The sequence below is a fragment of the Pseudomonas sp. FG1 genome (genome assembly GCF_034313875.1).
In the GTDB taxonomy this organism is placed as follows: Bacteria; Pseudomonadota; Gammaproteobacteria; order Pseudomonadales; family Pseudomonadaceae; genus Aquipseudomonas; species Aquipseudomonas veronii.
The window spans coordinates 5,098,905-5,117,338 of record NZ_JAVIWP010000001.1 but is presented as its reverse complement, the minus strand read 5'-3'; the positions used below and the strand labels follow the sequence as shown (position 1 = coordinate 5,117,338).

Here is an 18,434-nt window from a genome sequence, read left to right as displayed (position 1 = left end):
ATGCCTGCCATCAACGCCGTTGCAAAGGGCGCCGCCGCTGTCGGCGCCCATCTGGTCCGTGACGTCAGCCTGCCGGCCCTGGTGCTGCACCGCGACGCCCTCGAACACAACATCCGCTGGATGCAGGCCTTTGTCAGCAACAGCGGCGCCGAGCTTGCGCCCCATGGCAAAACCAGCATGATGCCGGCCCTGTTCCAGCGCCAGATCGCCGCCGGTGCCTGGGGCATCACCCTGGCCAGCGCGGTACAGACCCGCGCCGCCTATGCCGGCGGTGTGCGCCGTGTGTTGATGGCCAACCAACTGGTGGGCGCGCCGAACATGGCGTTGATCGCCGACTTGCTGGCCGACGCAGACTTCGACTTCCACTGCTTGGTCGACCACCCGGACAACGTCGCCGACCTGGGCCTGTTCTTCGCCGCCCGTGGCCTGCGCCTGAACGTGATGATCGAGTACGGCGTGGTCGGCGGCCGTTGCGGTTGCCGCAGCGAGCAAGAGGTGCGCGACCTGGCCACGGCGATCAAGGCCCAGCCGGCGCTGGCCCTGACCGGTATCGAAGGCTACGAAGGCGTGATCCACGGCGAACACGCCATCACTGGCATCCGCGACTTCGCCGCGAGCCTGGTGCGCCTGGCGGTGGACCTGCAGAACAACGGCTCGTTCGACCTGGCCAAGCCCATCGTCACCGCGTCGGGGTCGGCCTGGTATGACCTGATCGCCGAGTCCTTCGAAGCGCAAAACGCCGCCGGGCGTTTCCTCAGCGTGCTGCGTCCCGGCAGCTACGTGGCCCATGACCATGGCATCTACAAAGATGCGCAATGCTGCGTGCTCGACCGGCGCAGCGACCTCAGCGAAGGCCTGCGCCCGGCGCTGGAAGTCTGGGCCCACGTGCAATCGTTGCCTGAGCCTGGCTTCGCGGTGGTCGCCCTGGGCAAGCGCGATGTGGCCTACGACGCCGGTTTGCCGGTGCCGCTCAAGCGCTACAAGGCTGGGATCGTGCCGGCGCAAGGCGATGATGTGAGCGCGTGCAAGGTCACCGCGGTGATGGACCAGCATGCGTTCATGAGCGTTGCGCCAGGGGTTGAGCTGCGCATCGGCGACATTATTTCCTTTGGCACTTCCCACCCGTGCCTGACGTTCGACAAGTGGCAGGTCGGTTGCCTGGTGGATGAGCAACTGCAGGTGATCGAGTCACTGCATACCTGCTTCTAGACCGCGTCGCCTCCATCGCAGGCAAAACCGCTGCGCCCTTTGGATGTGTGAACACATTCAAAGGTAGGAGCGGGCTCGCCCGCGAAGGGGCCATCAGCCGCACCGGAGACAACAGGCATGAACACCACACCCCGCATCGCCCTCATCGGCGAATGCATGATCGAACTGCAACACCGCGCCGACGGCAGCCTGCACCAGAGCTTCGGCGGCGACACCCTGAACGCCGCGGTGTACCTGCGCCGCGAGTTGGGGGCGCTCGGCCACGTCGACTACGTCACCGCCCTGGGCGATGACAGCTTCAGCGACGCCATGTGCCAACAGTGGACCGACGAAGGCCTGGGCCTGAGTATGGTCCAGCGCCTGCCCGGGCGGTTGCCGGGCTTGTACTGCATCCAGACCGATGCCAACGGCGAGCGCAAATTCCTCTACTGGCGCAACGAAGCGGCCGTGCGCGACTGCTTCACCACGCCCGCCGCCGCTCCGATCCTGGCAGCGTTGCCGGGCTATGACGTGGTGTATTTCAGCGGCATCACCCTGGCGGTGCTCGGTGAAGTCGGGCGCGAGCGCTTGTTGCAGGCCTTGATCGAAACCCGTCGGCGCGGCGGCCGGGTGGTGTTCGACAACAACTACCGGCCGCGTTTGTGGGCGAGTGTCGAGGTGGCGCGTGCGGCCTATCACAAAGTGTTGGCCGAGGTGGATATGGCCTTGCTGACCGAAGATGACGAGCGCGCATTGTTTGGTCATGCCGACAGCGAACAGGTGTTCGCGGCGTACCCGGCAGTCGCGGAAGTCGTGCTCAAGCGCGGTGCCGAGGACTGTTTGATTCGTTGCGCAGGCCAGCGTTTTGTCGTGCCGGCGTTGCCGGTCGAGACGGTGGTGGACACCACGGCGGCGGGGGACTCGTTCAGCGCGGCGTACCTGGCCAGTCGGCTCAAGGGCGGCTCGCCGCAAGAGGCGGCCTTGGCCGGGCATCGGTTGGCGAGCCGGGTGATCCAGGTGCCGGGGGCGTTGATTCCTAGGGGGTGAATGGCCGCCTGCGGCGGATCGGGGGCAAGCCCCCTCCCACAGTGAGCGCAATGCGGTCGAATGTGGGAGGGGGCTTGCCCCCGATAGCGCCCTAAAGCCAACCCCTCAATCCCGATAAAACACCTGCACCAAGTGATACCCAAACTTGCTCTTGACCGGCCCATGCACCACCCGCAGCGGCTTCTTGAAGATCACCGCATCAATCGCGCCGACCATCTGCCCCGGCCGGATCTCGCCCAGGTCGCCGCCGCGCTTGCCGGACGGGCAGGTGGAATACTTCTTGGCCAGCACATCGAAAGCTTCGCCCTTGGCGATGCGCTGCTTGAGCTGTTCGGCTTCTTCACTGGTTTTCACCAGGATATGGCGGGCTTGGGCTTTCATGGTTCTCTACCGGGGTGTGCGACGGCGCGCGATTATGCCTGAACTGGATCGTCGACGCTGATCATGCTGCGGATTTTGGTGGCGAGCACATCGATGGAAAACGGCTTGGCCACCATGTCCATGCCGTCTTCCAGAAAGCCTTGGCGTTCGGCGGCTTTTTCCGCATAACCGGTCATGAACAGGATGCGCAGGCCCGGGCGGTGCTGACGGGCGATTTCCGCCAGTTGCCGGCCGTTCATGCCCGGCAGGCCGACGTCGGTCACCAGCAAATCCACGCGCAAGTCTGATTCCAGCAGCGGCAAGGCGGTGCGTGCATCCGCGGCCTGGTGCGCGGTATAGCCCAGTTCATCGAGGACATTGACCACCAGCATGCGGACCGCCGGGTCGTCCTCGACCACCACCACAGCCTCCCCGGCCAGGGCCACGGGCGCGGCCTCACTGAGGCTGGCCGGCAAGCTGCTTGCCAGGGAAGTGCCGTGCAGGCGCGGCAGATACAAGCGCACGCAGGTGCCCTGGCCCGGTTCGCTGTGGAGGGTCACATGGCCACCGGATTGCTGGGCGAAGCCATAGATCATCGACAGCCCCAGGCCGGTGCCCTGGCCGATGGGCTTGGTGGTGAAAAACGGATCGAAGGCTTTGGCCAGGATTTTCGGCGCCATGCCGGTGCCGTTGTCGCGCACGCCGAGCATCACGTAATCACCGGCCTTGACCGGTTCCGGGGTGGAGATGTCGGTGCCGTCGAGGTAGCTGTTGGCGGTTTCGATCAGCAGTTCGCCACCATCGGGCATGGCATCCCGCGCGTTGATCACCAGGTTGAGCAGGGCGTTTTCCAGCTGGCTGGCGTCGCTGTTCACCGGCCAGATATCGTGGCCCAGTTGCACCTTGAGCGTGATGTGCGCGCCCTTGGTGCGCTGGAACAAGTCTTCCAGCGAGGCCACCAACTGGTTCGGGTCGAGCGGGCGGCGGTCCAGTGACTGGCGCCGCGAGAACGCCAGCAGGCGGTGGGTGAGGGCGGCGGCGCGATGGGCGGAGGCCACGGCGGCGTCGGCAAAGCGGCCGATGTCGTCGCTGCGCCCGGCGGCGATGTAGCGTTGCATCAGGTCCAGGCTGCCGATGATGCCAGTGAGCATATTGTTGAAGTCATGGGCGATGCCGCCGGTGAGTTGGCCCACCGCTTCCATCTTCTGCGCGTGGCGCAGGGCGTCTTCGGCGCGTTCGCGTTCGACCATCTCGTTTTGCAGGCGCTGGTTGGCCTCGGCCAGTGCCAGGGTGCGCTGGGCCACACGCTCTTCGAGGTTTTCGTTGAGGTGGCGCAGGCGTTGCTCGGTGCTTTGCTGGGCTTTGAGGCTGGCTTCGGAGCGCTGTTGCAGTTCCTGGGTGAACTGGCGGCGTTCGTTGGTTTCGATGGCGGTGACGAGGATGCCGGCGACGCTGCCGCGTTCATCGCGGATCGGGCTGTAGGTCAGGTCGAGCCAGATCTCGGTGTCGCGCTGGTTGCGTTGCAGCACAAAGCGCTGCTCACTGAAGGAGCGCACCTGGCCGCTGAAGACCGCGTCATAGATCGGCGCGGTGAAACTGTGCAATTCCGGCCAGGTCTGGTGCGCCGGCTGGCCCATTGCGTCGGGGTGCTTGTTGCCCGCCAGCAGGGCGAAGGCGTCGTTGTAGAGTTGGATGAGTTCGCGGCCCCACAACAGCTGCATCGGCATCGGCGAGTGGACGACGATATCCACGGCGGTACGCAGGCTTTGCGGCCAATCATTGGCCTCACCGAGGGGGCTTTTGGCCCAGTCCAGCCGCGCAATCAATGCGGCGGCTTCGCTACCGGTGGATGTTTCCTTCATAAAAAGCCCTGAGCGTAACGCTTTGAAAAATGACAACAGCGATTATCCGGTGGGATAGCGGTGGGTGACTACCCCCGAAAAATAGCATGCATTGGGTTTTTTTCTGCAAATGAGTGCGTTGGCGCTGAAACCTTTCATCTTAAAGCGCCAGCTCAGGCCGGTCGCGAAACTGTGCCAGGGCCTCCGGGTTGGCCAGCGCGTCGGTGTTTTTCACCGGTTCGCCGTGTACCACATTGCGCACCGCCAGTTCGACGATCTTACCGCTGATGGTGCGCGGGATATCGCTGACAGCGAGGATCTTCGCCGGTACATGGCGTGGTGTGGTATTGGCGCGGATCATCTGGCGGATCTGCTGTTCGAGGGCGTCATTCAGCTCGACGCCATCGTCGAGTCGCACGAACAGCACGACTCGCACATCGTCCTGCCAGCGTTGGCCAATGGCCAGGCTTTCCAGCACTTGCGGGACTTTTTCCACCTGCCGATAGATCTCGGCGGTGCCGATCCGCACGCCGCCAGGGTTGAGCACCGCGTCGGAGCGCCCGTGAATCAGCAGGCTGCCGTTGGGCCGCTGTTCGGCGTAGTCGCCCTGGGCCCACACGCCGGGGAATTGGCTGAAATAGGAGGCGCGCAGTTTGCTCTGCTGCGGGTCGTTCCACAGGCCGATGGGCATGGCGGGGAAGTGCCGGGTACACACCAGTTCGCCTTTTTCACCGAGCAACGGCCGCCCCTGGTCGTCCCACACCTCGATGGCCATCGCCAGGCTCTTGCATTGCATTTCGCCGCGGCGTACCGGCAGCACCGGGTTGCCGATGACGAAGCAGGAGACGATATCGGTGCCGCCAGACATCGATGACAGGCACACCTCGGCCTTGATCGCGCGGTACACGTAGTCGTAGCTCTGCGGCGACAGCGGCGAGCCAGTCGAAATCAGGCCCTTGAGGCTGCTCAGGTCATGGCTCAGGCGCGGCTGCAGGCCGGCTTTTTCCAGGGTGGCGAGGAACTTGGGGCTGGTGCCGAACACGCTGATCCGCTCCGCGTCGATCAGGTCGATCAAGCGCTCGGGGCCAGGGTGAAACGGCGAGCCGTCATACAGCACGGCGGTGGCGCCGAGCGCGAGTACCGAAACCAGCCAGTTCCACATCATCCAGCCGCAGGTGGTGTAGTAGAACAGGCAATCCTCGCGGGACAGGTCCGCATGCAGGCCGTGCTCCTTGAGGTGGGTGAGCAGCACGCCGCCGGTGCCGTGGATGATGCATTTGGGCACGCCAGTGGTGCCGCTGGAATAGAGGATATACAGCGGATGGTCGAACGGCACCGCGACGAACTCAGGCGCGCCGCCCGGTTGGTAGAAGTCACTCCACAGCGCGACATTGGCGTCGCTCCGATAGTCCTCGACCCGCGCCTGGGGCCGGGCATACGGCACGACGATCAGGTGCTGCAGGGAGGGCAGGCGTTCGAGGATCTCGTTGAGCTTGGCGCTCTGGTCGATGGTTTTGCCGGCGTAGCGGTAACCGGCGCAGGCGATCAGCACCTTGGGCTCGATCTGGCCGAAACGGTCGATCACGCCTTGGGTGCCGAAGTCCGGCGATGAGCACGACCAGATCGCGCCCAGGCTGGTGGTGGCCAGCATGCCGACCAGGGTTTGCCAGGTGTTGGGCATGCACGCGGCAACCCGATCGCCCAGCCCGACCCCGGCCGCCCGCAGGCTGCGTTGCAGGCCGGCGACGTGGGCCGCCAGTTCGGCGTAGCTCAGTTGCTCGCGCTGGCCGTCTTCGCTGATGGCGACCACGGCGGGGTGAGCGTCGCGACGGCGCAGCAGGTGCTCGGCAAAGTTCAGGGTTGCGCCGGGGAACCACTCGGCGCTGGGCATCGCGGCGCCTTCGATCAATACCGCGCTGGGCGGGCTGCGAAACTGCACGTCGAAAAACGCCACGATCGCCTGCCAGAAGTCGGCGCGCTGGTCGATGCTCCACTGGTGCAACGCCGGGTAGTCGTCGAGCTGCACGTTGTAGCGGTCATTGATAAAGCGCCGGAACTGGTCCATCCGGGTGTGGCGGATGCGTTCAGGGGAGGGTTGCCAGAGGATCTCGGACATAAGCACGTCTCTTATTCTTGTACAGGTCTTCCAAACAGTGGAGTTCGAATGTGGGAGGGGCGGTGCGACGATTCGACTTGCCCCCGATGGCGGAGTATCAGCTAGCACATGCGGTACTGACCCACTGCCATCGGGGGCAAGCCCCTCCCACATTGGATTTTCTGTGTTTGGTCTATTGGGCCAGCCAACCGCCGTCGATGTTCCACGCCGCGCCGCGCACTTGGGCACCGGCTTCGCTGCACAAAAACAACACCAGCTCGCCCAGTTGCGGCGGGGTGACGAACTCCAGCGACGGCTGCTTCTCTGCCAGTAAATCATGTTGCGCCTGCTGCGGGTCGACGCCGTTGGCCGCGCGATCATCGATCTGCTTCTGCACCAGCGGCGTCAGCACCCAGCCGGGGCAGATCGCGTTGCAGGTCACGTTGCTGGTGGCGGTTTCCAGGCCGACTACCTTGGTCAGGCCAATCACGCCATGCTTGGCCGCGACGTAGGCGGCCTTGCCCACCGAACCCACCAGGCCATGCACCGAGGCGATATTGACGATGCGCCCCCAGCCCTTGGCCTTCATGCCCGGCAGGCTCAGGCGCGTGCTGTGGAACACCGACGACAGGTTGATCGCGATGATCGCATCCCAGCGCTCCACCGGAAACTCGTCCACCGCTGCCACATGCTGGATGCCGGCGTTGTTGACCAGAATATCCACGCCGCCGAATTCGCGCTCGGCGTAGGCGAACATGTCGGCTATCTGCGCCGGGTCGCTGACGTCCGCCGGGTGATGCCCGACCTTGCCGCCGAACGCCTGTACCTGGGCGATCACCGCGCTGGCGTCGCCGAAGCCGTTGAGGATCAGGTTGGCGCCGGCCTCGGCCAGGCTCAGCGCTATGCCCAGGCCGATACCGCTGGTGGAGCCGGTGACCAGGGCGGTCTTGCCGTTCAAGTTCGTCATGAAAACCTCACACAATGCCGGTGGCGTAGAAAGTACCGATCACCACGAACACCGCGAGGGTCTTGATGATCGTGATGCCGAAGATGTCCTTGTAGGCTTCGCGGTGGGTCAGCCCGGTGACCGCCAGCAAGGTGATCACCGCGCCGTTGTGGGGCAGGGTGTCCATGCCGCCGCTGGCCATGGCCGCGACCCGGTGCAGCACTTCAAGGGGAATATTCGCCGCATGGGCCGCCGCAATGAAACTCTCGGACATCGCCGCCAGGGCGATGCTCATGCCGCCGGACGCCGAGCCGGTGATACCGGCCAGCAGCGTCACCGTAATCGCTTCGTTGACCAGCGGGTTGGGGATGCCCTTGAGCCAGTCCGCCAGCACCAGAAAGCCCGGCAGCGAGGCGATCACCGCACCGAAGCCGTATTCCGAGGCGGTGTTCATCGCCGCCAGCAGCGCACCGCTGACCGCGCTCTTACTGCCTTCGGCGAGCTTGCTTTTGATCGCTGACCAGCCGAACACCAGCACCATCACGATGCCCACCAGCAACGCCGCCTGCACCGCCCAGATCGCGGTGAGTTTGGCGATTTCGGTGGTCACCGGCGCGCTCATGCCCGGCAGGCTGAGGCTGTGGGTCTTGCCGTACCACTGCGGGATCCAGTGGGTGAACAGCAGGTTCATCACGCCCACCAGGAGCAGCGGCGACAGCGCGATCCAGGGGTTGGGCAGGCTCAGGTTCTCGGCGGTTTCCGGCTCGTTGCGCAGTTCGGTGCCGTAGCCTTCACCGGCCCGTTGCGCCTTGTTGCGCTGGCGCGCCAGGTAGAGCATGCCGGTGCAGAACACGAAGATCGTGCCGATCAGCCCCAGCCACGGCGCAGCCCAGGCGGTGGTGTTGAAGAACGTGCTGGGGATGATGTTCTGGATCTGCGGCGTACCGGGCAGCGCGTCCATGGTGAACGAGAACGCGCCGAGGGCGATGGTCGCCGGGATCAGGCGCTTGGGGATGTCGCTCTGGCGGAACATCTCCGCCGCGAACGGGTACACCGCAAACACCACCACGAACAGCGACACGCCGCCGTAGGTGAGCAGGGCGCAGACCAGCACGATCACCAGCATCGCCTGGCGCGTGCCGAGCAAGCGGATTGCGGCCGCCACGATCGAGCGCGAGAAACCCGACAACTCGATCAGCTTGCCGAACACGGCACCGAGCAGGAACACCGGAAAATACAGTTTGATGAAACCGACCATTTTCTCCATGAACACCCCGGTAAACGCCGGGGCGACCGCGGACGGGTCGGTGAGCAGGACAGCGCCGAGGGCGGCGATGGGGGCAAACAAGATGACGCTGTAGCCACGGTAGGCAGCCAGCATCAGCAGCGCGAGGGCTGCCAAGGCAATGATCACACTCATGGTGTGTCTCCATCAGATTGTTATTTTTGTGGGGTGATGCGTTGGAGGAAGGCTATAGCGAGATGCGTGCCATGTTCATAACCTATTGAAATAAATAGATATTATTGTATCCATGAACAAGCTTTTCAGATCTTGTCTCAATTCAGAGACAAAAACACATCAAAGGTGGGAGGGGGCTTGCCCCCGATAGCGGTGGATCTGTAAAGAATAGGCTGACTGAGGCACTGCCATCGGGGGCAAGCCCCCTTCCACAAAGATTGTCTTTGTTTTGAGAATTTTGTCTCTTTATTGAGATGTTGCCAGGCCCAGCGCGACCATTTTCTTGTACAAGGTCGACCTGCCCAGCCCCAAGCGCTGGGCCGCGTCCACCACATTCCCGCCGCAGGCCTTGAGCGCCGCGGTGATCAACTGCCGATCGAAGCGCTCCCGCGCCGCCGCGAACGTCTCGCCTTCGAACGTTTCCATCGCCTCGTGCGCCACCGGGCTGAACGTGCCGATCGCGGCGCGAATCTCAGCCGCGCCCAACACCCGGTCATCGCTCAACAACGCCGCGCGTTCCAGCACGTTGCGCAGTTCGCGGATATTCCCCGGCCATGCATGCCGCGCCAACAACGCCAAGGCCTCGCGGTCCAGTTCGTGGTGGCTGCGCAGGTCTTCGAGGATCGCTTCGCTCAGCGCCGGAATATCCTCCAGGCGTTCGCGCAACGGCGGCACCTGGATCGGCAGCACATTCAGCCGGTAATACAGGTCGGCGCGAAACTCGCCGCGTTTGATCGCCGCTTCCAGGTCCATGGACGTGGCGGCGATCACCCGCACGTCGCTGTGCCGCATCTCGTTGGAGCCGACCGGTTCGTATTCCTTCTCCTGCAACACCCGCAGCAGCTTGCTTTGCAGCGGCAGGGGCATGTCGCCGATTTCATCGAGAAACAGCGTGCCGCCCTGGGCGATCTGCAACTTGCCGGGGCGGCCTTTGCGGTCGGCGCCGGTAAACGCGCCGGGCGCGGTGCCGAAGAACTCGGCTTCGAGCAGGTCATGGGGAATGGCGGCGCTGTTGATACTGACAAATGCCTTGTGCGCCCGCGTCGAGGCGCCGTGGATCGCCTGGGCCAGCAACTCCTTACCGGTGCCGGTTTCGCCGAGCAGCAACACCGGCGACTCGGCACTCGCACTGCGCCGCGCACGGCGTTTGACTTCGAGGCTGGTGGCGCTGGTGCCGATAAAGTGCGCAAAGGTGTACTTGCTCTGGCGTGAACGCAGCAGCGAACGGGTGGACGCCAGCTCTTGCTGCATGCTCAGGTAACGCTCGATCAGCGGCGACAGGTTGCGCAGCTCATCGAACAGCGCAAAGCCGATGGCGCCGATCACCGCGCCGGCGTCGTTGTGGATCGGCAGGCGCATCACCACCAACGGGCCTTTGGGCGTGTCCTGGATATCCAGCAGGATCGGCTGGTCGTTGCGCACCACCTGGCGCAACAGGCTGTTGGCGATGACCTGTTCGCAGGGTTGGCCGATGGCTTCGTCGGCGCTCTTGAGGCCGAAGCGCTTGGCGTAGCGCTCGTTCATCCACACGATGTTCGCGTCGCGGTCGACAATCACCGTGCCTTCGCTGGACTGCTCGATGATCTCGAACAGCGACTGGATGGCCAGGCCGCGAACCTGTTGGTAGTCCTTGAGGCTGGTGTTCATGCGTGCAGAATCCTGTAGGAGCGAGCTTGCTCGCGAAAAACGTTAACGATGACGCGGGCCTGCTGGTTGAACGCGGTGTCCTTGCGCTTTTCGCGAGCAAGCTCGCTCCTACAAGGGGATGTGTGCGGCGGCCAGCAGTTCCTGGGTGTACGGGTGTTGCGGCGATTCAAACACATCATGGCTGGCGCCATGCTCCACCACTTTGCCGTCCTTGATCACGATCATGTCGTGGGCCATGGCGCGCACCACGGCCAGGTCATGGCTGATGAACAGGTAGGTCAGGCCGTATTTGTCCTGCAGCTCGCGCAGCAACGCTACCACTTGCTTCTGCACCGTGCGGTCGAGGGCCGAGGTGGGTTCGTCGAGCAGCATCAGCGCCGGCTTGAGCACCAGTGCGCGGGCGATGGCGATGCGCTGGCGCTGGCCACCGGAAAACTCGTGGGGGTAACGATACCGGCTGGCCGGGTCGAGGCCGACGTCCTTGAGCACCTGGATCACCTGTGCGTCACACTCGGCGAGGCTGCACGGTGCGTGGACTTCCAGGCCTTCGCTGATGATCTGCTGCACCGACATGCGCGGGCTGAGGCTGCCGTAGGGGTCCTGGAACACCACCTGCATCTGTTTGCGCCACGGGCGCATCTGTTTGTGGTTGAGCGCGTCGAGGGCGACGCCCTGGAAGCGGATGCTGCCGGTGGAGTCCAGCAGGCGCAGGATCGCCTGGCCCAGGGTGGATTTGCCCGAGCCCGACTCGCCGACGATGCCCAGCGTCTTGCCGCGCTGCACGCTGAGGCTGATGCCGTCCACCGCGCGCAGGTAGGTCTTGCGCTGAAACAGGCCGCCGCCGAGGGGGAATTGCACGCTCAGGTCGTCGACCTGCAACACCGTTTCGCGCGTTTCGCCGCACAGCACCTCGCCCGCCGGTTCAGCGTCGAGCAGCAAGCGGCTGTAGGGGTGTTGTGGCGCGTTGAACAAGGTTTCGCAGTCGGCCTGTTCGACGATCTCGCCGGTATGCATCACACACACGCGCTGCGCCATGCTGCGCACCAGGTTGAGGTCGTGGCTGATCAGCAGCAGCGACATGCCCAGGCGTTGCTGCAAGGACTTGAGCAGCAGCAGGATCTTGCGCTGCACGGTCACGTCCAACGCGGTGGTGGGCTCGTCGGCGATCAGCAGTTCCGGCTCGCAGGCCAGGGCCATGGCGATCATCACGCGTTGGCGCTGGCCGCCGGAGAGTTGGTGCGGATAGGCCTTGAGCCGTTCCTGGGGGTTCTGGAGGCCGACCAGATCGAGCAACTCGATGATGCGCGCCTGTGCTGCTTTGCCGCCCATACCTTTGTGCAACAGCAGGGTTTCGCCGATCTGCTTTTCGATGCTGTGCAGCGGGTTGAGGGAGGTCATCGGCTCCTGGAAGATCATGGCGATGCGGTCGCCACGCAGCTTTTGCAGGGTGGCCGCCGGTGCGCCGATCAACTCTTGGCCGCGATAGCGCACGGAGCCGCTGGTTTGCGTGCCGGCTTCGGGCAGCAGTTGCAGAATCGAAAGGGCCGTCACCGACTTGCCCGAGCCCGACTCGCCGACCAGCGCCAGGCACTCGCCGGGGCGCACATCCAGGCTCAGGTTGCGCACCACGGTCTGGCCGCTGAAGGCGACGCAGAGGTCGCGGATCTCGATCAGGTTGTCGCTCATACAGACTCACTCATGCACGGGGGTCGAAGGCATCGCGCAACGCCTCGCCGATAAATACCAGCAGCGACAGAATCAGCGCCAAGGTGAAAAACGCCGTCAGGCCCAGCCATGGCGCTTGCAGGTTCTGCTTGCCCTGGGCGATCAACTCACCCAGCGACGCGCTGCCCGCCGGCATGCCGAAGCCGAGGAAATCCAGGGCGCTCAAGGTGGAAATCGCGCCGGTCAAAATAAACGGCAGGTAGCTCAGGGTGGCCGTCATGGCATTGGGCAGGATGTGTCGGCGCATGATCTTGGCGTCGCTCAAACCCAAGGCCCGCGCCGCCTTGACGTACTCCAGGTTGCGCCCGCGCAGGAACTCGGCACGCACCACGTCCACCAGGGCCAGCCAGGAAAACAGCGCCATGATCCCCAGCAGCCACCAGAAGTTCGGTTCGACAAAGCCGGACAGGATGATCAGCAGGTACAGCACCGGCAACCCGGACCACACTTCCAGCACCCGCTGGCCGATCAGGTCGACCCAGCCGCCGTAGTAACCCTGCAACGCGCCCGCGGCGATGCCGATGCTCGCACTGATCGCGGTGAGGGCCAGGGCAAACAGGATCGACACCCGCGCGCCGAAGATCACCCGCGCCACCACGTCGCGCGACTGGTCGTCGGTGCCCAGCCAGTTCACCGCCGAGGGCGGGCTGGGGGCAGGGCGGGTCAGTTCGTAGTTGGGCGTGTCGTCGCTGAACGGCACTGGCGGGAACAGCATCCAGCCGCCGTCCTGCTTGATCAGCTTCTGCACGTAGTCGCTGCGATAGTCGGCCTGGAACGGCAATTGCCCGCCGAACTGCTGCTCGGTGTAGCGCTTGAACACTGGAAAATACAGCTCGTTCTTGAAGCTCAACACCAAGGGCTTGTCATTGGCGATCAACTCGCCGCCCAGGGTCAGGATGAACAGGCCGATAAACAGCCACAGTGACCACCAGCCGCGGCGGTTCTTCTTGAACCGCTCGAAACGCCGACGGGCCACGGGAGATAGATTGAACATCAGGCGTTCCTCGCGGCGAAGTCGATACGCGGGTCCACCAGGGTGTAGCAGAGGTCGCCGATCAGTTTTATCAAGAGGCCGAACAGGGTAAAGATAAACAGCGAACCGAACACCACCGGGTAGTCGCGGGACACCGCGGCTTCGTAGCTCATGCGCCCGAGGCCGTCGAGGGAAAAGATCACCTCGATCAGCAGCGAGCCGGCAAAGAACACGCTGATAAACGCCTGGGGAATCCCCGAGATCACCAGCAGCATCGCATTGCGGAACACATGCCCGTACAGCACCTGCCGTTCGCTCAAGCCTTTGGCGCGGGCGGTGACCACGTATTGGCGCGTGATCTCATTGAGGAACGAGTTTTTCGTCAGGATGGTCAGGGTGGCGAACCCGCCGATCACCAGCGCCGTAACCGGCAAGACCAGGTGCCAGAAATAGTCGGCGACCTTGCCCACCGTGCTCAGTTCGTCGAAGTTTTCCGAGACCAGGCCGCGCACCGGGAACCAGTTCAGCGAGGTGCCGCCGGCGAACACCACGATCAGGAACATCGCAAACAGGAACGCCGGCATCGCATAGCCGATCACGATGGCGGTGCTGCTCCATACATCGAAGTTGCTGCCATGGCGCACCGCCTTGCGGATCCCCAGGGGAATTGACACCAGGTAGGTGATCAGCGTGGCCCACAGGCCGAGGGAGATGGTCACCGGCATCTTTTCCAGGATCAGGTCGGTGACGGTCGCGCCGCGAAAGAAGCTGTTGCCGAAGTCCAGCCGGGCGTAGCTCTTGAGCATCAGCCACAGGCGCTCCGGCGCCGGCTTGTCGAAGCCGTATTGTTTTTCGATGTCCTTGATCAGTTTCGGGTCCAGGCCACGGCTGGCCCGCGAGCCGCTGCCGAGGCCTTCGCCGGCGGAACCGCCGATGCCGCCGCCGCCGATCCCTTGCAGGTGGGCGATCGCCTGTTCCACCGGCCCGCCGGGCGCGGCCTGCACGATCACGAAATTGACCAGCAGGATGATCACCAGCGTCGGGATGATCAACAGCAGGCGCCGCACGATATAGGCAAACATCAGCGCATCCCTCCGCGTTTTTTAAGCTCCGCGCTCATTTGTGCGTTCGTCAGTGGCGTGGGGCTGATTTCCCACCAGGTTTCCAGGGCTTCGTCATTCTTCGCCTCGATCGCCGGGCGGCCGAAGCGGTTCCACCACGCGGCGGACGTGCCGGGCGGGTAGTAATTGGGGATCCACAGGTAGTTCCATTGCAGCACCCGGTCCAGCGCATGGGCGTAGGTGAGCATCTGCGCCTGGGTGTTGGCCTTGACCAGGCCTTTGATCAGGCTGTCGATGGCCGGGTCCTTGAGCACTGTGTAGTTGTTGGCGCCCGGGTCGAACGCGGCGGCGGAGCCGAAGTAGTTGTACAGCTCCATCCCCGGCGAGGTGGTGACTGGGAAACCGGTGACGATCATGTCGTAGTCCCGTGTCATCAGCCGGTTGACGTACTGCGAGGAGTCGATGCGGCGGATGTTCAGGGTGATGCCGATCTGTGCCAGGTTGCGCTTGTACGGCAGCAACAGACGCTCCATGCCGGCCTGGGCATTGAGGAAGGTGAACTCCAGCGGCTCGCCCGCGGCGTTGACCAGCTTGTCGCCCTTGGGTTTCCAGCCGGCTTCTTCCAGCAGGGCCAGGGCTTGCAGTTGCTTGTCGCGGATCATGCCGCTGCCGTCGGTGACCGGCGCTTTGAAGACCTGGGTGAACACCTCATCGGGCACCTGGCCACGCAGCGGTTCGAGGATCGCCAGCTCTTCTGGAGTGGGCAATTGGCTCGCAGCCAGCGGGCTATTGGAGAAGTAGCTCTGCTGGCGGATGTACAGGTTGCGCATCATCTGCCGGTTGGCCCATTCGAAATCCCACAGCATCGCCAGGGCCTGGCGCACGCGACGGTCCTTGAACATCGGGTTCTGCACGTTGAACACGTAGCCCTGGGCCGGTTGCGGCATCTCTTTGGCCAGGTGCGCCCGTTGCAGGCGGCCGTCATCCAGCGCCGGGCCGTTGTAGCCGATGGAGTAACCGGTGGCGGAGAACTCGCGGTTGAAGTCATACGCGCCGCCACGCAGCACCTGGCGCGCCACTTCGGTGTCGCCAAAATATTCCAGGCTCAGGTGATCGAAGTTGTACAGGCCACGGCTGACCGGCAAGTCCTTGCCCCACCAGTCAGGGTTGCGGGTAAAGGTGATGGTGCTGCCCGCGTCGATCTTGCTGACCTTATACGGGCCGCTGCCCAGCGGCGCTTCATAGCCGCCGCCGTTGGCGAAGTCGCGGGTTTTCCACCAGTGCTCGGGGAACACCGGCAGGGTGGCGATATCCAGCGGCAGGGTGCGGTTTTCATCGCTGGAAAAATCGAAGCGCACCTGGCGTTCGCCTTCGACTTCGACGTGTTTGACGTCGGCGAACAGCGTGCGAAAGCGCAGGCTGCCCTGGGTCATCAGCAAATCGAAGCTGTAGCGCACGTCTTCGGCAGTGATCGGTGTGCCATCGGCAAAACGGGCCTTGGGGTTGAGGTAGAAGCGCAGCGACAGGCCGTCGTCCGCGCGTTCCATCTTCTCGGCGACCAGGCCGTAGACCGTGTACGGCTCGTCCAGGGAGCGCAGGGCCAGGGGCGAGTAGAGCCAGCCGTCGATCTGGGACACGCCGATGCCTTTGTCGATATAGGGCAGCACATGGTCGAAGCGCCCGATTTCGATGGCCGAACGCCGCAGGCTGCCGCCCTTGGGCGCGTTGGGGTTGGCGTAGTCGAAATGGCTGAAGCCGGCGCCATATTTGGCCGGTTCGCCATACACGGTCAGGTAGGTTTGCGGGGCCGCGATCACAGCGGTGCTGGCCAGCAGCAGAGCCAGGGTGGAGCTGAATAGAGTCGAAAAAGCCAGTCGCATTATCTGCCTTGAGCGCCGGGTGAAGGAGAATAGGGATTTGTACGCTAACGGCCTGAGCATCGCCAGTCATCCCATGCACAACGGCCCACCAAAAGGCGGGCCGTTGTTTCAAGCATCAGCGTGGACTGAATCAGTCCTGACGGCTGGTGACTTCCAGTAGGTGATAACCGAACTGGGTTTTCACCGGGCCTTGCACGGTGTTGACCGGGGCGCTGAACACGACGGTGTCGAATTCTTTAACCATCTGGCCTGGACCGAACGAGCCCAGGTCGCCGCCTTGACGGCTGGATGGGCAGCTGGAATTGGCTTTGGCGACTTCTGCGAAATCGGCGCCGCCTTCGATCTGGGCCTTGAGTTCGTTGCACTTGTCTTCGGTGGCAACGAGGATGTGACGGGCAGTGGCTTTGGCCATGGGAATTAACTCCTTGAGTAAAAACGCTGAGCGTACCGGATTCAGGCGGTTATTTCCTGGCAAAGTTCCCCTGTCTGTGGCGGGCGTGCTTGATCTACGACAAGGGCAAAGCGCAGGCTGCAGCGCAAGATTGTCGCATTCATCTGTTTAGGAGCCGTGCTATGCAAGTGCTCGATCGACGCAAGGCCATGGCTATTCCCCCATTGTTTCGCCTGGCATTCCGCCCGTTTTTCCTCGGTGCCTGCCTGTTGGCGGTGCTGGTCATTCCTCTGTGGCTGTTCGCCCTGGGCGGCGCCACCGGTACTTGGCAACCGGCTGGCGGCTGGCTGGCCTGGCACCGGCATGAGCTGCTGTTCGGTTTTGGCGTGGCGATCATCGCCGGCTTTTTGCTGACCGCGGTGCAGACCTGGACCGGCCGCCCCGGCCTCAGTGGCGCGCCCCTGGCGTTGCTCGCCGGGTTATGGCTGGCGGCGCGCCTGGGTTGGTTGCTGAACCTGCCGTGGCCGCTGCTGGCGGTGCTGGAACTGAGTTTTCCGCTGGCGGTGGCCGGGGTGATGGGCTGGACGCTGTGGAAGGTCAGGCAAACCCGTAACTACCCGATTGTACTGGTGCTGGGCTTGCTCGCCGTGGCAGACGCGTTGGCGTTGTATGGGTTGCTGACCCATGACGAAGGCGTGGAGCGCCAGGCGGTGCTCACAGGGTTGTGGCTGGTGGCGGCGATGATGGGGCTGATCGGCGGTCGGGTGATTCCATTCTTCACCCAACGTGGCCTGGGCCGGGTCGATGCGGTCAAGCCGTGGCCGTGGCTGGACCGTGTGTTGCTGGGCGGTTCGATCCTGGTGGCGTTGCTTTACGCCAGCGGGCTGGCGGTGTTCCCCAGCCGGTGGAGCGGCGTACTGTTCGCTGTGCTTGGCCTGGGCCACTTGCTGCGCCTGGCGCGCTGGCATGACCGTGGCCTGTGGCGCGTGCCGCTGCTGTGGTCGCTGCACCTGGCCTACGCATGGTTGGCCGTGGCCTGCCTGGGCATGGCGCTGTGGCATTTCGGCGCGCCGCTCAACCCGAGCCTGGCCGTGCATGCGCTGACGATCGGCGCCATGACCGGGCTGATCCTGGCGATGGTGGCGCGGGTCAGCCTGGGCCATACCGGTCGGCCGTTGCAGCCACCGGGCGGGATGACCCTGGCGTTCGCCCTGTTGAACCTGGCGGCTGTGTGCCGGGTGGCACTGGTGTTGATCTGGCCCGTGGCGGCCTTGTGGCTGGCGGGGCTGTGCTGGTCGGTCGGCCTGGGCTTGTACCTGTGGCGGTATGGCCCGATGTTGTGGCGGGCGCGGGTCGACGGGCACCCCGGTTAGGAGCATTGCATGCTGTATTCGTGGTTGTTGATCGTGCATCTGCTGGCGGCGATCGCCTTTATCGGCACGCTGTTCTTTGAAGTGGTGATCTGGCACAGCGCCCGCGAGGAGCTGGCCTGGTCGGCGCGTTTCACCGCGGAACACGCGATCGCCCGGCGTTCGCGGCGGGTGCTGCATGGCGTGGTGGTGCTGCTGTATGGCGCGGGTATCGGCCTGGCCTGGCATTACCGCGGTCTGCCATGGAACAGTCATTTCGGACTGTTCCTGAGCCTGAAAATCTTCCTCGCCCTGAGCATCATCGGGCACTACCTGCTGCTGGCCTACTGGCTGACCCGCGAGCGCCTGAGCCCCAAGCGTGCGCTGTGGATACGGCGCAGCATTCTCGCGCACATGGTGGTGATTGTGGTGCTGGCGAAGTCATTGTGGTGAGCCGCCTGCGGCGCCATGA

Annotated in this window: 15 protein-coding genes; 4 read left to right on the top strand and 11 right to left on the bottom strand. The window is 64.0% G+C overall.

Annotated elements, in window-relative coordinates; translation table 11 throughout:
• Both RGV59_RS23285 and RGV59_RS23280 read left to right on the top strand, forming a co-directional pair.
• Positions 1–1,209 carry an amino acid deaminase gene (locus RGV59_RS23285; protein ID WP_017846647.1) on the top strand — a complete coding sequence of 403 codons (1,209 nt, stop codon included), beginning with the start codon at positions 1–3 and terminating at the stop codon, positions 1,207–1,209.
• A 117-nt stretch (positions 1,210–1,326) separates the two neighbouring features.
• Positions 1,327–2,235 (top strand): sugar kinase, encoded by a 909-nt coding sequence (locus RGV59_RS23280; RefSeq protein ID WP_126586715.1) that lies wholly within the window; start codon positions 1,327–1,329, stop codon positions 2,233–2,235.
• Between the two features lie 105 nt (positions 2,236–2,340).
• Here the strand turns inward: RGV59_RS23280 and RGV59_RS23275 are convergent, their stop codons facing one another.
• The 11 genes from RGV59_RS23275 to RGV59_RS23225 form a co-directional block, all read right to left on the bottom strand.
• The gene (locus RGV59_RS23275; protein WP_046383114.1) at positions 2,341–2,616 is read right to left on the bottom strand and encodes a peptidylprolyl isomerase; all 276 of its coding nucleotides are present in this window, start codon (positions 2,614–2,616) and stop codon (positions 2,341–2,343) included.
• Positions 2,617–2,648: 32 nt separating this feature from the next.
• A complete protein-coding gene (locus tag RGV59_RS23270) occupies positions 2,649–4,457 on the bottom strand; it encodes an ATP-binding protein (RefSeq protein ID WP_126586713.1) in 1,809 nt (602 codons plus the stop codon).
• Positions 4,458–4,596: 139 nt separating this feature from the next.
• A complete protein-coding gene (locus RGV59_RS23265; protein WP_126586711.1) occupies positions 4,597–6,552 on the bottom strand; it encodes an acetoacetate--CoA ligase in 1,956 nt (651 codons plus the stop codon).
• A gap of 172 nt (positions 6,553–6,724) precedes the next feature.
• Positions 6,725–7,498, bottom strand: coding sequence for a 3-hydroxybutyrate dehydrogenase (locus tag RGV59_RS23260; RefSeq protein ID WP_108526408.1), 774 nt, complete (start codon positions 7,496–7,498; stop codon positions 6,725–6,727).
• A gap of 7 nt (positions 7,499–7,505) precedes the next feature.
• Complete coding sequence (locus RGV59_RS23255) at positions 7,506–8,897, bottom strand: GntP family permease (protein ID WP_126586709.1); 1,392 nt, start codon at positions 8,895–8,897, stop codon at positions 7,506–7,508.
• Positions 8,898–9,182: 285 nt separating this feature from the next.
• Positions 9,183–10,583, bottom strand: a complete 1,401-nt coding sequence (locus tag RGV59_RS23250) for a sigma-54 interaction domain-containing protein (protein WP_126586707.1) — start codon at positions 10,581–10,583, stop codon at positions 9,183–9,185.
• A gap of 108 nt (positions 10,584–10,691) precedes the next feature.
• Entirely contained in the window at positions 10,692–12,269 is a 1,578-nt protein-coding gene (locus tag RGV59_RS23245) for an ABC transporter ATP-binding protein (RefSeq protein ID WP_126586705.1), read from the bottom strand.
• Positions 12,270–12,279: 10 nt separating this feature from the next.
• Positions 12,280–13,302 (bottom strand): ABC transporter permease, encoded by a 1,023-nt coding sequence (locus tag RGV59_RS23240; RefSeq protein WP_017846638.1) that lies wholly within the window; start codon positions 13,300–13,302, stop codon positions 12,280–12,282.
• Positions 13,302–14,363, bottom strand: coding sequence for a microcin C ABC transporter permease YejB (locus RGV59_RS23235; protein WP_057005432.1), 1,062 nt, complete (start codon positions 14,361–14,363; stop codon positions 13,302–13,304). The genes RGV59_RS23240 and RGV59_RS23235 overlap by 1 nt, the downstream gene beginning before the upstream one ends.
• Entirely contained in the window at positions 14,363–16,222 is a 1,860-nt protein-coding gene (locus RGV59_RS23230; RefSeq protein WP_126586703.1) for an extracellular solute-binding protein, read from the bottom strand. The genes RGV59_RS23235 and RGV59_RS23230 overlap by 1 nt, the downstream gene beginning before the upstream one ends.
• A gap of 130 nt (positions 16,223–16,352) precedes the next feature.
• A complete protein-coding gene (locus RGV59_RS23225; protein WP_003208024.1) occupies positions 16,353–16,634 on the bottom strand; it encodes a peptidylprolyl isomerase in 282 nt (93 codons plus the stop codon).
• Positions 16,635–16,795: 161 nt separating this feature from the next.
• Between RGV59_RS23225 and RGV59_RS23220 the strand changes: the two genes are divergently transcribed.
• Positions 16,796–17,986 carry an NnrS family protein gene (locus tag RGV59_RS23220; RefSeq protein WP_126586701.1) on the top strand — a complete coding sequence of 397 codons (1,191 nt, stop codon included), beginning with the start codon at positions 16,796–16,798 and terminating at the stop codon, positions 17,984–17,986.
• A gap of 9 nt (positions 17,987–17,995) precedes the next feature.
• Positions 17,996–18,415: a hypothetical protein gene (locus tag RGV59_RS23215; protein WP_057005429.1), complete on the top strand. Its 420-nt coding sequence runs from the start codon at positions 17,996–17,998 to the stop codon at positions 18,413–18,415.
• The last annotated feature ends 19 nt before the right edge of the window (positions 18,416–18,434 follow it).

Coding starts and splice junctions, on each gene's coding strand:
- RGV59_RS23245 (WP_126586705.1), bottom strand. CDS start 12,269: ATGAGCGACAACCTGATCGAGATCCGCGACCTCTGCGTCGCCTTCAGC.
- RGV59_RS23285 (WP_017846647.1), top strand. CDS start 1: ATGCCTGCCATCAACGCCGTTGCAAAGGGCGCCGCCGCTGTCGGCGCC.
- RGV59_RS23250 (WP_126586707.1), bottom strand. CDS start 10,583: ATGAACACCAGCCTCAAGGACTACCAACAGGTTCGCGGCCTGGCCATC.
- RGV59_RS23280 (WP_126586715.1), top strand. CDS start 1,327: ATGAACACCACACCCCGCATCGCCCTCATCGGCGAATGCATGATCGAA.
- RGV59_RS23230 (WP_126586703.1), bottom strand. CDS start 16,222: ATGCGACTGGCTTTTTCGACTCTATTCAGCTCCACCCTGGCTCTGCTG.
- RGV59_RS23220 (WP_126586701.1), top strand. CDS start 16,796: ATGCAAGTGCTCGATCGACGCAAGGCCATGGCTATTCCCCCATTGTTT.
- RGV59_RS23275 (WP_046383114.1), bottom strand. CDS start 2,616: ATGAAAGCCCAAGCCCGCCATATCCTGGTGAAAACCAGTGAAGAAGCC.
- RGV59_RS23260 (WP_108526408.1), bottom strand. CDS start 7,498: ATGACGAACTTGAACGGCAAGACCGCCCTGGTCACCGGCTCCACCAGC.
- RGV59_RS23225 (WP_003208024.1), bottom strand. CDS start 16,634: ATGGCCAAAGCCACTGCCCGTCACATCCTCGTTGCCACCGAAGACAAG.
- RGV59_RS23255 (WP_126586709.1), bottom strand. CDS start 8,897: ATGAGTGTGATCATTGCCTTGGCAGCCCTCGCGCTGCTGATGCTGGCT.
- RGV59_RS23270 (WP_126586713.1), bottom strand. CDS start 4,457: ATGAAGGAAACATCCACCGGTAGCGAAGCCGCCGCATTGATTGCGCGG.
- RGV59_RS23265 (WP_126586711.1), bottom strand. CDS start 6,552: ATGTCCGAGATCCTCTGGCAACCCTCCCCTGAACGCATCCGCCACACC.
- RGV59_RS23235 (WP_057005432.1), bottom strand. CDS start 14,363: ATGTTTGCCTATATCGTGCGGCGCCTGCTGTTGATCATCCCGACGCTG.
- RGV59_RS23215 (WP_057005429.1), top strand. CDS start 17,996: ATGCTGTATTCGTGGTTGTTGATCGTGCATCTGCTGGCGGCGATCGCC.
- RGV59_RS23240 (WP_017846638.1), bottom strand. CDS start 13,302: ATGTTCAATCTATCTCCCGTGGCCCGTCGGCGTTTCGAGCGGTTCAAG.